The organism is Prauserella cavernicola, from assembly GCF_016595675.1.
GTDB classification, from domain to species: Bacteria; Actinomycetota; Actinomycetes; order Mycobacteriales; family Pseudonocardiaceae; genus Prauserella_A; species Prauserella_A cavernicola.
Genome location: NZ_JAENJH010000012.1, coordinates 44,532 through 57,430, shown reverse-complemented (window position 1 = coordinate 57,430; position 12,899 = coordinate 44,532). Strand labels below are relative to the sequence as shown.

Genomic DNA, 12,899 nt, shown 5'->3' with positions numbered 1-12,899 from the left:
GACCGGCGCCGGTCGTCAGGCGGTCTGGAGCTCGGCGTCGGCTTTGTTCGCCGCGCGCTTGCGACCGAAGACCAGGTGGTCGATCGAGAGCCTGCCGCCGTTGAAGCCGAGGGCGAGTCCGGCGAGCGCGAGCACCAGCACCAGTTCGTAGCCGCCCTCGCCGAGCAGCCCGTTGTCGAGGTGCACGTAGAAGACCGCGCCGAGGCCGGTGATGGCGTAACCGATGCCGACGAGCGGCAGCGCGAGCCCGGCGATGAACAAGATCGAGCCGATGACCTCCACCGCGATCAGGAAGACAGCGGTCACCGTCGGCAGCGGGATGCCCATCGACCCGACCATGTCCGCGGTGCCGCCGATTCCCGTCTCCCACTTGTCGAGTCCGTGTGCGAGGAACACCACGCCGATGGCGACACGGCCGACGAGCGCCGCGACGTCCTGGATCCGACTGAACATGCCGATCAAGCCCCCTTATAGTGGAACATTCAACTACTGGGTGATCGTAACCGCGTCAGGTAAAGCGGACGGAAAGAACCTCACCGCTCCGGTAACGGGTCATCGAAGCCTTTTCTCGAACCAGTGCTGCGCGTAGGGCTCCGCGTTGTAGGCGGGAATCTCGCGGTAACCGTGCTTGGCGTAGAGACCGCGCGCCTCCACCAGGTCGCCACGCGTGTCCAGCCGGATGACGGATGCGCCCTGCTCGCGCGCGATGCGCTCGACCTCGGCCAGCAGCCCCGCGGCGATCCCGCGACCACGAAAACCGGGCAGCACGTACAACCGCTTGAGTTCGGCGAAACCGTCGCGATGCGGCCGCAGCCCCGCGCACGCCACGGTGCGACCGTCGATCCGGGCGAGCAGCAGCACGCCGAGGCCGTCGCTCGGGTCCTCCGTCATCGCCTCGTCGAGCTCGGCGTCGGTGGCGGGCCTGCCGTAGTAGCGGCCCGCGATGTCGGCGAAGTAGGCACGCAGGATCCCCGCGGCCTCGGCATCATCCACCGGAACCCGGCTGACCTGCAGCGTTGTCACGGCCACGATCCTGGCACGCGCCGCCGTGCGGGCGCGAGCGAAATCCAGTGGTCCAGACCGGTTTCCGGCGCTACGGTTTGCCATGCTGGACCGGACCTACCGCGTGCTCGTGCGCGGCACCTTCGCCGGGCTGTCCGACGACACCAGGGCACGCCTGCGCGCCGAGGCCGACGAGCACAGCCTCCTGCGCAGCGGCTTCACCCGTGAGGGGACGCTGACCTACGACCGATCGCTGCGGCCGTTCACCTTCCGCATCGAGGTGTCGGTGCCCGCGGGCGAACGCGAGGAGCGCGACGCCGCCGACGAGGGCGAACTCGCGGCCATCGAGACGCTGGCGGCGGCGGGCTACCCGCACGGCGAGCTGACCACCACCGCGACGAACCAGGACGACATCAAGATCCGCAGTCGCTGAACTGGAGATCCCGGTGACCGACTTCCTCACCCGCACGCGAGCGTCCTACGACACGATCGCGGCCGACTACGCGGTGTGGATCGAGGCCGAACTGGCGGCGAAACCGCTGGACCGGGCCGTGCTCGCGGCGTTCGCAGAGTTCGTGCGCGACGCCGGTGCCGTCGCCGACGTCGGCTGCGGCCCCGGCAGGATCACGGCCCACCTGCACGCGCTCGGCGTGCCCGCGTTCGGCATCGACCTGTCGCCGGAGATGATCGCGCGCGCCCGCGAACGCCATCCCGGACTGCGGTTCGAGGTGGGCTCCATGACCGAACTGGCGCTCGACGATTCCTCGCTCGGCGGCGCCGTGGCCTGGTACTCGCTCATGCACGTCCCCCACGTGGAGGATGTGCTCGCCGAGTTCCACCGCGTCCTCGCGCCGGGCGGACACCTCCAGCTCGCGTTCCCCGCGGGCGAGGGAGTGCTGCACAAGAAGACCGCGGGCGGACATCCGGTGGACCTCGACTTCCACCAGCGCCACCCCGACCACCTCGCGCGGCAACTGCACGACGCGGGCCTGCCGGTGAGCGCCAGGCTGCTCCGCGAACCGGACTCCGAGGGCGACTACCCCGAGACGACGCCCCAGGCGTACCTGCTCGCTCGCAAGCCCGGCTGACTCAGCATGCCCGCCGTACCTCGGCAAAGCATCGCGTTGGCGCAACGCAATCACCAGAACACGGAAAGTTAAGATTCGCTCGAATGGCAGACGCAACGTCGCCAATGGAGGCTTTACGTTGGCTCGGTGTCGCTGCTCCACGCCTTCATTGACGAATCGGGACAGCGAGCCCGCGGAAAGAAGGCAAGCGCTCACTTCATCATGGCCGCCGTCATCGTCGCCGACGAAGACCTGACACACGCGAAAGAACTGCTGGCCAGGCTTCGCCTCGACCTCCGTCGGAGACCAGGCGATCACCTCTCGTGGAAGAACCTGAAACCACACGGGCAACGACTTCACGTCGCGAAGACGTTGGCAAGTCAACCGTGGCTCACCGTGTCAACAGTGGTGGTGTGCAAGCAGCATCTGACCGGCGAGCCGCTCAATGAGGACCAGAGCTACCTTTACACCTTGCGATTCCTGCTGGAGCGACTCTCGTGGATCGCCCGCGACAGAAGGCGCATCTTGCACTACACGATGGCGCACATTCAGCGGTTCAAGATCGCAAAGCTTCGCGAGTACGAGGAAAACCTGCGCAAAAAGCCCGACACGTCCATCGAGTGGGGACATCTGAACCCACGGGGCGGCCGAATGGACCAGCCCCAGAACTTCGAACTTCTACAACTCGGCGACCTTGCCGCATCGGCTTGTGGTTCGGCGTTCAACGTCGACGGCTTCGGCAATACGGAACGCCGATATCTTCAGGAACTCAGTCCGTGCCTGTACCGGCGCGGCAGTGGCCCTGCATGTCTGACGTCCTATGGCCTCAAGATGCATCCGCGATATGAGACCACAAAGGCCGCCTACCCGTGGGTGGCGACCTTGTGAGGCGCGTCGACCGGCTTAGCCGCTGCGAAAGCGGAAGCCAGTGTCTCCACCAGCAGACGGCCGTCCGCGCCCACCTAGGTTAACGCACAAACACACTCGATCGCCACCATCTGCGGGGCTCGGCGGCCCCGAGGAGGCCAGGAACGTCGTCAGTCCCCCACCCGTTCCGGCCAGGACGCTCTCCCCTTGCCCGAGAGAACGTCCTGGCCGGCGGATCACTTGAGCAGCTGGCGGGCCATCACCATGCGCTGGATCTGGTTGGTGCCCTCGTAGATCTGGGTGATCTTGGCGTCGCGCATCATGCGCTCCACCGGGAAGTCCCGGGTGTAGCCCGCGCCGCCGAAGAGCTGCACCGCGTCCGTGGTCACCGACATGGCGATGTCGGAGGCGTAGGTCTTGGCCGCGCTGGCCATGAAGCTCGCCCTGGAGTCACCCCGCTCGGTGGCGGCGGCACTGGCGTAGACCAGGTGCCGCGCGGCCTCGATCTTGGTGCCCATGTCGGCGAGCATGAACTGCACGCCCTGGAACTCGCCGATCGCCTTGCCGAACTGCTTGCGGTCCTTCACGTAGGCCACCGTGGCGTCCAGCGCACCCTGCGCGATGCCCAGCGCCTGCGCGCCGATCGTCGGCCGCGTGTGGTCCAGCGTGCGCAGCGCCGTCTTGAGTCCAGTGCCCGGCTCGCCGATGATCCGCTCGGCCGGGATGGTGCAGTTCTCGAAGTAGATCTCCCGCGTGGGCGAGCCCTTGATGCCGAGCTTCTTCTCCTTCGGGCCCACCGTGAAACCGGGATCGTCCTTGTGCACCACGAACGCGGAGATACCGTTGGACTTCTTCGGCGCGTCGGGGTCGCTCACCGCCATCACGGTGTACCAGGTGGACTCACCGGCGTTGGTGATCCAGCACTTCGTGCCGTTGAGCACCCAGTTGTCGCCGTCGCGCTTGGCGCGCGTGCGCATGGAGGCCGTGTCCGAACCGGCCTCGCGCTCGGACAGCGCGTACGACGCCGACGCCTCACCCGAGGCGATGGAGGGCAGCACGAGCTTCTTCACCTCGTCGGAAGCCGACAGCAGGATCGGCTGCGTGCCCAGCTTGTTCACGGCCGGGATGAGCGAGGCCGACGCGTCGACGCGCGCCACCTCCTCGATCACGATGCACGCCGCGATCGCGTCGGCACCCTGACCCTCGTACTCCTCCGGGATGTGGATCGCCTGGAAGCCGGCTTTGCTGAGTGCCTCGCTCGCCTCGACCGGATACCGCTCGTCCTCGTCCACCTCGGCGGCGTAGGGCGCGATCTCCTTCTCGGCAAGGGCGCGCACCGCGGCGCGCAGCTCCTCGTGCTCCTCTGCGAGCTGGTAGAGGCCGGGGCCGTCGGTCACCTGCGCCACCTTTCGTCGGGACGGTCGGAAAAGCTCTGTCGATGTTAGTGGCCGTTTACTCGGACATCCTTGTGTTCTTGGCCGCACCATCCCTACTGTCGAGTGATGTCGATCACAACGACGTTGCGGCCTCCCGGCCTCCCCGCCTCTCTCTCCTACCCGGACTCACCCGTCGGCTCGCTGCTCGCGGGCTCGGCCCGCCGCTTCGGCGACCGCACCGTCTTCCAGCACGGCGACGAACGCCTCAGCTTCGCCGAGCTGTGGCGCGACTCGTGCCGCTTCGCCAACGCGCTGCACGCGCGCGGCATCGGCAAGGGCGACGTCGTCGCGCTACACCTGCCGAACCGCCTCGCCTTCCCCGTCGCCTACTACGGCACGCTGCTCGCGGGCGCCACGTTCAGTCCGGCCAACCCGCTGCTGCCGCCGCGCGAGCTCGCCACGCAACTCGCCGACTGCGGCGCCGTCGCCGTGGTGACGTACGGACCGGTCGCGAAGGCCCTCGAGGGCACCGGTGTGCCGACCGTGCTCGTCCACCGGCCCGTCGAGCGGGGCCAGATCGACTTCGACGAGTTCGTCGCCGGTGCCCCGGACCACCCGCCGTCGGTGGACCTCGACGTGCACCGAGACCTGGCCCACCTGTCGTACACCGGAGGCACGACGGGCCGGTCCAAAGGCGTGCGGCTCACCCACCGCAACGTCGTGGTCAACACCCTGCAGTACGCGTGCTGGGGCTCCGGTGCGGTGCCGGCGACCGACGACGTGGGCAACCCCGTGATCGACCAGATCGGCACCGAGAGCGAGTGGCCGGTGCGGCTGGGCACGGGCATCGGCATCACGCTCACCCCGTGGTTCCACGCGATGGGCACGATCGGCGCGCTCAACGTCATCGTCCTCAACGGCGGCACCACGGTGCTGCACGACCGGTTCGACCCGCTGACCTACGTGACCGACGCCGAACGGCTGCGGGTGACGACGATCGGCGGCGCGCCCGCACTGTTCGCCGCCCTGCTCGCGGTCCCCGAGTTCCACACCAGCGACCTGTCGTCGGTGCGCACGATCACCTCGGGCGCGGCACCGCTGGCCCACGAGATGCTGAGTGCGCTGGGCGAACGGTTCCCCGACGCGGTGATCGCCGAGGGCTACGGACTCACCGAGGTGACGATGGGTGCCACGCTGTCGCCGACCTGGCGATCGGGTGTGCGCAAGCTCGGCTCGGTGGGAGTGCCGACGTTCGACACCGAAGTCAGGATCGTGCCGGCGGACGGCGGCGACGGGACCGTGGCGCAGAACCTGCCCGGCGAGGTGTGCGTCAGAGGGCCGCAGGTCATGCAGGGCTATCACCTGCGGCCCGACGAGACCGCGGCGACGCTCGTCGACGGCTGGCTGCACACGGGCGACATCGGCGTGCTCGACGACGACGGGTATCTGTCCATCGTGGACCGCAAGAAGGACATGCTCCTGTACAAGGGCTACAACGTCTACCCGCGCGAGCTGGAGGAGCTGCTCATCGCGCTACCCGAGGTGGCCGCCGCGGCGGTGGTCGGCAGGAAGGCCCCCGAGGTCGGCGAGCTGCCGGTCGCGTTCGTCGTGCGCGCGCCGGGCCACGAGCAGGCGGAGCCGGACGCACTGCTCGAAGCCGTCAACGCCCAGGTGGTGCCGTACAAGCGGCTCAGGGAGCTGCGCTTCGTGGAGGCGATCCCGGTGTCGGCGGCGGGCAAGGTCCTGAAGAGGGACCTGAGAAACCAACTGACCTGACCACTCGCGAGTCCTGCACCCCAGCCCGCGAGTCCCCCGCTCCAGCCCGCGAGTCCCCCGCTCGAGAGCGCGAGTTGCGCGCTCGCGGCGCGCGGAGGCAACCAGGACGGGACGAGGCGGGACGAAGCGCGCTAAACCGGGAACGGGGAACTCGCGCGCCTGAATGCAGGACTCGCGCGTCGGAGCGGGGGACTCGCGGTCTCGAGCGGGGGACTCGCGCGCCTGAGCGGGGGACTCGCGGCGGGGCGGGGTTAGCGGGTCAGTTTGGACTTCAGGGTCGCGTCCTTGTCCAGGACCAGTTGTTCCAGGTCGGCCTGGAAGGTCGTCATCTTCGCGCGCAGGGTCTCGTCCGCCGCGGCGAGGATCCGCACCGCGAGCAGGCCCGCGTTGCGCGCGCCGCCGACCGACACGGTCGCCACCGGCACGCCTGCGGGCATCTGCACGATCGAGAGCAGCGAGTCGAGCCCGTCGAGGTACTTCAGCGGCACCGGCACACCGATCACGGGCAACGGCGTGGCCGAGGCGACCATCCCCGGCAGGTGCGCCGCGCCGCCCGCGCCGGCCACGATCACCTTGATGCCCCGCTCCGCAGCCGTCCGTGCGTAGTCGAGCATGCGCTGCGGGGTCCGGTGTGCCGAGTAGACGCCGACCTCGTAGGGCACCTCGAACTCGTCGAGTGCCTGGCCCGCGGCTTCCAGCACCGGCCAGTCCGAGTCACTGCCCATGATGACGCCGACGACGGGGTTGCTCACGATCTTCGTACCTTTCAGTGGATCTGGTAGCCGTCGAGCCATTCGGCGTGCGACAGCCAGTGCGCCGCGAGCCGGGCGCGCTGCCGCAGCTCGTCGTCCAGCGTGCCGAGCAGGTTCACGTGGCCGAGCTTGCGCCCCGGCCGCTCGCCCTTGCCGTACAGGTGGACGCGCGCGTCGGGGTACCGCGCGAAGAGGTGGTGCAGCCGCTCGTCCACGCGCATCGCGGGGGTCTCGGGCGCGCCGAGGATGTTGGCCATCACGGTGGGCGAGAGCAGGTCGGTGACGCCGAGCGGGTAGTCGAGCACGGCCCGCAGGTGCTGCTCGAACTGCGAGGTCCGGCTGCCGTCCATGGTCCAGTGCCCGGAGTTGTGCGGCCGCATGGCGAGCTCGTTGACCAGCAGGCCCTCGTCGGTCTCGAACAGTTCGACGGCCAGCACGCCCACCACGCCGAGGTCGGCGGCGATCCGCAGGGCGAGGTTCTGGGCCTCGTGCGTGCGGCTTTCGGACAGGCCCGGCGCGGGCGCCAGCACCTCGGTGTTGATGCCGTTCGACTGCACGGTCTCCACCACGGGCCACGCCGCGCCCTGCCCGAACGGCGAGCGGGCCACCAGCGCGGAGAGCTCCCTGCGCATGGCCACCTTCTCCTCGACGAGCAGCGACATGCCCGCGTCGAGGAGCTCGGGCACGAGGCCGCGGGCGTCGGCGGCCTCGTCGACCATCCAGACGCCCTTGCCGTCGTAACCGCCGGTGGCGGCCTTGAGGACCACCGGCCAGCCGTGGGTGTCGCCGAACTTCAGCACGTCGTCCACATCGGACACCTCGGCGAACGCGGGGCCGGGCAGGTCGTGCGCGGCCATGTGCTCGCGCATGAGCAGCTTGTTCTGCGCGAACGCGAGCGCGCCGGGGCCGGGCCGCAGCAGCACGCCCTCCTGCTCGAGCGTCTGCAGGTGCTCGCCGGGGACGTGCTCGTGGTCGAACGTGACGACGTCGACTCCACGCGCGAACGAGCGCAGCGCCTCCAGGTCGGTGTGGTGGCCGTGGACCACCTCGCCTGCGACGAGGCCCGCCGACTCGTTCTCGCCCGCGGCGAGCACGCGCAGCGACTGGCCGAGTGAGATGGCCGCCTGGTGGGTCATCCTGGCGAGCTGGCCGCCGCCGACCATGCCGACCACGGGAAGTCCGGTGCGAGTATCCATAGCGCGTTCAGCTTACGGGCAGCTCACCGAAATCCCGTCGGTCAAGGGGCCGGGGTGAGATCCTCGGCACGCTCGGCTCGCTCCCGCCTGCGCCGCAGCAGCCACCGGCCAGCCAGTACGCCGGTGAGCACCACCGGCATGAGGATGTAGGCGCTGCCGAGCACGTACTGCCAGAACGCCCAGTGCAGTTCGAGGTTTCGTCCGTTGGGCAGCACGAGCAGCACGCAACTGACGAACACGACGGTCACGGCGCCCACCGCGAGCCAGCGCTTGGTGGCCGTGGCCGGTGTCGTCTGCGGCAGCCGCGAGATCAGCAGCACCAGCAGCGGCACCGCCCACACCCAGTGGTGCGACCAGGACACGGGCGACACCAGCAACGCGTAGAAGGCGGTGACCAGCAGCGCCTCGAGCGGACGTCCCCGGCGGTGGAACCGCAGCATCAGCCAGATCGCGGGCGGGGCCAGCAGCGCGCCGATGCCGAGCGCGACGGTCGACGACCACGGCGCGAGGTCCGAAAGGCGGTTGACCAGGCCGTTCAGCGACTGGTTTCCCGCCCAGTGCATGGGCCCGATACGACCCTGGTCGGACACGGTGTGAGTCCAGAACCGCCATGCGTCGTTCGGGATGAGCGCGAACATCAGCGCCTGCATCCCGAAGAAGGTGGCCAGCGCGCGCAACGCGTCCATCTTCTTGCCGGTGAACAGCAGGTGCGGGATGAAGATCAGCGGGGTCAGCTTCACGGCGGCGGCGACGCCGACGAGCACGCCGCCCCAGCGGCTGCCCCTGGCGCTGATCACCAGCACGTCGAGCACGACCAGCGCCATCAGGATGAGGTTGATCTGGCCGAGGAAGACGGTGCGCCACACCGGTTCCAGGCCGAAGAAGACGATGGTGAAGATCAGCGTGGTCCGCGCGGGCGAGGCCCAGCGCGGCAGCTCACCCGATGGCCGGGGCAGCACGCCGATCGCGACGCGGATCACCAGGGCCATGGCGAGGAACGAGACCGCGGAGACCACGCCCCACGCGACCTGGACCGGGAGCACGGCCAGCGGCACGAACAGCAGCGCCGCGGTGGGCGGATAGGTGAACGGGAGCAGCGCCCACCAGGGCTCCGAGCTCAGCGTGTTGCCCTCGTACAGCGGGTCGCCGTTCAGCAGTGTGACAGCGCCGGCGCGGTAGACGGCGCTGTCGACGCCGAGCCGCCAGTCCAGCAGCCAGCCCAGGATCCCCGCGACGATCGCCAGTGCGGGCAGCGCCAGGAGCAGGGCGATGGACCGGGGACGGGTGAACAGCCGCAGCAACGAGGTGCGCAGCGCGAGCGACCGCTGCTCCGGGTCGGGCTCGGTGTCCGATCCGGTCTCGGTGGGCAGGACCTGGTTCACGGTTCTTGAATCCCCGCAGTCGAAGTCATGTGTTCCGGAGTGCCGCCTAGCCGTTCTCTGGCTGCCTCACCACTCAAGGAAAGCACGAATCGACATCGGGCCGTGCACAAGCCCCGGGGTCAGTTCCTGCTCAGCGTGTCGAGCAGTTCACAGGCGGCGACGTGGTCGCCGGGAAGGCGCACGACGTTGATGCGGGGCTTGCCGACCTCGCGCAGCTGGGCGTCGACGGCGAGGCGCTCGGCGAGCTCCCTGCGCAGCCGCACGGCCCTGGTCGCGACGCCCGCGTCGCGGGTGGCCACGGCGGCGACGGTGGAGGGGCCGAGCACGGCGAGGCTCTCGCCGCCGTCGAAGGCCACGCGCAGCGCGTCGGCGGCCAGGATCATGCCGGTCAGCCGCGACCAGCCCGCCGATCCGGCGAGGTTCATGGTCACCACCACGAGCGTGTGGTCGTCGGCCACCTGCGCGTCGTCACGCTCGGCCAGCCGGTAGAGCTCCGCGAGCCTGGTCCGCAGGTAGGAGCCGGTGGGCAGCCCGGTGAGCGGGTCGCGCACCTCGGCTCTGGTCAGGTGGTCCAGCGCGACGTCCGCCCAGGCCACGGCGGTCACGCGGAGCAGCCGGGCCGGGGTCGCGTCGACGTCCGGCGCGACGAACCCGTCCGCGGAGTCCGGGTCGGCGAGCACGGCGTGCAGGGCGGCCAGGTCGGTGAGTGTCTCCTCCAGACCCGCGCCCGAGGCGGCCCTGGCCCTGCCGAGCCCGGCGAGCGCGGGCAGCGCACCGTCGGCGCCGCCGTGTTTCACCACGGCGGCGCACACGGCGTCGACCTCGGGAAGTCCCCAGTCGCTGGGAAACCGCCAACCGGAGGCCAGACTCGCCGTGCGCCAGCGGGCCCGGAGCGCGCGCAGGTAACGGTCCTGCACGGCCCGGCGCGCGGCGTCCGGGCTCGGGCCGTCCGGATCGGACAGCGGACCGGTGGCTGGCGCGTCCACTCACACCCCTTCCTACTGAAAAACTTCGCTGATCACGTGACGTGCCCGGGGCCGCCCCGTGACGCCGGTCCGACGAAAGATCGAGTGATCTGGTTGCGCCGGCCGGGGCACGGTCTGCCCCGTGGCGTGACGCCGTCAACTCGATCCGTCACACTTGGCGCCATCGAGCGTCTCAGCAACATGTTCGCCAGAAGAGGAGAGCCGTGACCACCGCCCCCGCCGACCCCAGCGGTCCCAGCGACGCCGAACTCATCGGGGCGGTCAGAGCGGGAAAGCTCGAGTCCTACGGTCCGCTGTACGAGCGGCACGTCTCGGCCGCCTACAACCTCGCACGCCAGCTCGCGCGGTCGTCAACGGAGGCCGACGACCTGGTCTCCGAGGCGTTCTCCAAGGTGCTCGACGCGCTGAGGGCGGGCAAGGGTCCCGACAGCGCCTTCCGCGCATACCTGCTGACCGCGCTGCGGCACACGGCCTACGACAAGACGCGCAAGGACAAGCGCGTCGACCTCTCCGAGGACATGGCCGACATGACCACGGTGGGCGGCGCGGGCGCCGAGGCGCTCACGGTGCCGTTCTCCGACACCGCGGTGGCCGGGCTCGAGCGCACGATGGCGGCCAAGGCGTTCGCGCGGCTGCCCGAGCGCTGGCAAGCCGTGCTGTGGCACACCGAGATCGAGCAGCAGTCGCCGGCCGAGGTCGCGCCACTGCTCGGCCTCACCCCCAACGGCGTCTCCGCGCTCGCCTACCGCGCGCGTGAGGGTCTGCGGCAGGCGTATCTGCAGGTGCACCTCGCCGAGGTCGCCACCGATCGTTGCCGCGCCAGCGCCGACAAGCTCGGTGCCTGGACGCGGTCGGGACTGTCCAAGCGCGAGCGCCTGCAGGTGGAGCAGCACCTCGACGAGTGCGCCGACTGCCGCGCGCTCGCCGCGGAGCTCGCCGATGTCAACGGCGCGCTGCGCGCGATCGTCGCTCCGCTGGTGCTCGGCGGCGGGGTGCTCGGGTACCTCGCGCTGGCAGGCGCGGGCAAGGCGAGCGCCGCGACCGCGGTGGGAGCCGGTGCGGCGGCCGGGTCGGCCGGCGCCGCCGCGAGTGCCGCGGCCTCCGGGCCCCGCCAGTTCGTCGGCGTGGCCGCCTCCGGTGTCGCGATGGCCGCGGCCATCGCCGTGGCGCTCACCGCGGGCGGGCAACAGCAGATCCCGGCGGCCGAGGAGCAGCCGCGGCCACCCGCGGCGGAGGCTCCCGCCGAGCCGCCCGCACCTCCGGCTCCCCCGGCACCGCCCGCACCGCCTGCTCCGCCGGAGCCCCCTCCCGTGGAACCACCAGCACCACCGGCGCCGCCGCCCGCAGAGCAGCCGCCTCCGCCCGCGGAGCCCGCACCGCCGAACGTCACGGCGGACTCACCTGCCGAGGGCATCGCGCTCGACCCCGGCGGCGACGCCGTCGAGCTGCCGATCACCGTCCGCAACGACGGCGAGACGCCCTCCGACCCCGTCGAGATGACGCTGAACCTGCCGCAGGGCGTGTCCGCCGTCGGGCCCGCGTCCGGTGGCGGAGGCGCCCCGGCCGGGGCGAGCCCGCTCGCGCGCCAGGCGCAGGCGGGCGAGCGCGTGACCTGCCCCGGCGGCACGGGCACCGTGACGTGCCGGACGCAGGAGGGCCTCGAGCCCGGCGAGACGGCCACCCTGGTGTTCACGCTGCAGGCCGCGGCAGACGCCCAGTCGGGTCAGATCACCGGCACGCTCAGCTCGGGCAGCCCCGTCGAGGTCTCGATCCGCGTCCCGGTGCGGGTCGCGCCCGTCGAGGACGCGGTGTTCCTGAGCGTCGACAAGGCCTACCACCCGTGGAGCCGCACGCTGCTCGTTCAGGTCCGCAACGACGGCAAGGTGGCCCGTGAGGCGAGCATCTCCGTCGACTCCGACGCGCACGCGCTGCTGGTCGACGAGAAGGCCGACTGCGACGACGGCAACAGCACGCTGACCTGCACCACCACGAAGCCACTCGAGCCAGGCGAGGACGTCAAGCTGCTGGTGGTGCTCCACTCGCGACTGTCCGAGGAGACCGACGTCACGGTCACCGGCACGGTGGGCACCGCGAGCCGGACGCAGACCGAGCGCTTCGAGTGCTGGGGCCACTGGTGCCACTGGCCGGACCGGCCAGGGCCGCCGGTGCCCACCGAGGTTCCGGCACCGCCTTCGACGACCACGCCGACGCCCACCACCACGAGCCCGGCCGAGCCGCCGGAGACCTCCGAGACCACGGCACCGACGAGGCCGTCGGCACCCTCGTGGCCGAAGCCGTCGTGGCCGTCCTGGCCGTCGAAGCCGCACCGGCCGAGCCCGCCCGCCACGCCTACGTACGAGCGGCCGGAGCCGCCGAGGCCTGAGAAACCGAAGCCGTCCCCGACCTCCGAGAAGCCGCAGCCGCCGCCCACGTCGAGGCCCCCGCTGTGGGACTGGACGGGCTGGTTCGACTGATCGGCCCAGATGACGCTGCGT

12 protein-coding genes are annotated in these 12,899 nt (G+C 70.6%); 5 read left to right on the top strand and 7 right to left on the bottom strand.

Annotated features, from left to right (window positions below):
• Nucleotides 1–15: 15 nt before the first annotated feature.
• Together JHE00_RS31400 and JHE00_RS31395 are read right to left on the bottom strand one after the other, a co-directional pair.
• Nucleotides 16–453, bottom strand: coding sequence for a DoxX family protein (locus JHE00_RS31400; RefSeq protein WP_200325207.1), 438 nt, complete (start codon nt 451–453; stop codon nt 16–18).
• A 99-nt stretch (nt 454–552) separates the two neighbouring features.
• Entirely contained in the window at nt 553–1,023 is a 471-nt protein-coding gene (locus tag JHE00_RS31395) for a GNAT family N-acetyltransferase (RefSeq protein WP_372440520.1), read from the bottom strand.
• 82 nt (nt 1,024–1,105) lie between these two features.
• Between JHE00_RS31395 and JHE00_RS31390 the strand changes: the two genes are divergently transcribed.
• The 3 genes from JHE00_RS31390 (at nt 1,106) to JHE00_RS31380 (ending at nt 2,957) form a co-directional block, all read left to right on the top strand.
• Nucleotides 1,106–1,435, top strand: a complete 330-nt coding sequence (locus tag JHE00_RS31390) for a DUF6204 family protein (protein ID WP_200325203.1) — start codon at nt 1,106–1,108, stop codon at nt 1,433–1,435.
• A gap of 7 nt (nt 1,436–1,442) precedes the next feature.
• Complete coding sequence (locus JHE00_RS31385) at nt 1,443–2,090, top strand: class I SAM-dependent methyltransferase (RefSeq protein WP_200325513.1); 648 nt, start codon at nt 1,443–1,445, stop codon at nt 2,088–2,090.
• A 126-nt stretch (nt 2,091–2,216) separates the two neighbouring features.
• Nucleotides 2,217–2,957 carry a DUF3800 domain-containing protein gene (locus JHE00_RS31380; protein ID WP_200325201.1) on the top strand — a complete coding sequence of 247 codons (741 nt, stop codon included), beginning with the start codon at nt 2,217–2,219 and terminating at the stop codon, nt 2,955–2,957.
• 215 nt (nt 2,958–3,172) lie between these two features.
• Here JHE00_RS31380 and JHE00_RS31375 read toward each other — a convergent pair whose 3' ends face one another.
• Nucleotides 3,173–4,342 carry an acyl-CoA dehydrogenase family protein gene (locus JHE00_RS31375; RefSeq protein WP_200325199.1) on the bottom strand — a complete coding sequence of 390 codons (1,170 nt, stop codon included), beginning with the start codon at nt 4,340–4,342 and terminating at the stop codon, nt 3,173–3,175.
• Between the two features lie 96 nt (nt 4,343–4,438).
• On the opposite strand from JHE00_RS31375, the gene JHE00_RS31370 reads away from it, so the two are divergent.
• A complete protein-coding gene (locus JHE00_RS31370; RefSeq protein ID WP_200325197.1) occupies nt 4,439–6,088 on the top strand; it encodes a class I adenylate-forming enzyme family protein in 1,650 nt (549 codons plus the stop codon).
• 251 nt (nt 6,089–6,339) lie between these two features.
• On the opposite strand, the gene purE is transcribed toward JHE00_RS31370, so the two are convergent.
• The 4 genes from purE to JHE00_RS31350 form a co-directional block, all read right to left on the bottom strand.
• Nucleotides 6,340–6,840, bottom strand: a complete 501-nt coding sequence (gene purE, locus JHE00_RS31365; RefSeq protein ID WP_307832201.1) for a 5-(carboxyamino)imidazole ribonucleotide mutase — start codon at nt 6,838–6,840, stop codon at nt 6,340–6,342.
• A 14-nt stretch (nt 6,841–6,854) separates the two neighbouring features.
• Nucleotides 6,855–8,036: a 5-(carboxyamino)imidazole ribonucleotide synthase gene (locus JHE00_RS31360; protein ID WP_200325192.1), complete on the bottom strand. Its 1,182-nt coding sequence runs from the start codon at nt 8,034–8,036 to the stop codon at nt 6,855–6,857.
• A gap of 41 nt (nt 8,037–8,077) precedes the next feature.
• Nucleotides 8,078–9,406 carry a glycosyltransferase 87 family protein gene (locus JHE00_RS31355; RefSeq protein WP_200325511.1) on the bottom strand — a complete coding sequence of 443 codons (1,329 nt, stop codon included), beginning with the start codon at nt 9,404–9,406 and terminating at the stop codon, nt 8,078–8,080.
• Between the two features lie 131 nt (nt 9,407–9,537).
• Nucleotides 9,538–10,404 carry a GGDEF domain-containing protein gene (locus JHE00_RS31350; protein WP_200325190.1) on the bottom strand — a complete coding sequence of 289 codons (867 nt, stop codon included), beginning with the start codon at nt 10,402–10,404 and terminating at the stop codon, nt 9,538–9,540.
• Between the two features lie 203 nt (nt 10,405–10,607).
• Here JHE00_RS31350 and JHE00_RS31345 point away from each other — a divergent pair, with 203 nt between their 5' ends.
• On the top strand, nt 10,608–12,878 hold the full coding sequence (locus JHE00_RS31345) for a sigma-70 family RNA polymerase sigma factor (protein ID WP_200325188.1): 2,271 nt from the start codon (nt 10,608–10,610) through the stop codon (nt 12,876–12,878).
• Nucleotides 12,879–12,899 lie beyond the last annotated feature (21 nt).

Bases quoted from the DNA above. Each gene is read 5' to 3' on its own strand.
- JHE00_RS31400 (WP_200325207.1), bottom strand. From the start codon at position 453: ATGTTCAGTCGGATCCAGGACGTCGCGGCGCTCGTCGGCCGTGTCGCC.
- JHE00_RS31390 (WP_200325203.1), top strand. From the start codon at position 1,106: ATGCTGGACCGGACCTACCGCGTGCTCGTGCGCGGCACCTTCGCCGGG.
- JHE00_RS31370 (WP_200325197.1), top strand. From the start codon at position 4,439: ATGTCGATCACAACGACGTTGCGGCCTCCCGGCCTCCCCGCCTCTCTC.
- JHE00_RS31360 (WP_200325192.1), bottom strand. From the start codon at position 8,036: ATGGATACTCGCACCGGACTTCCCGTGGTCGGCATGGTCGGCGGCGGC.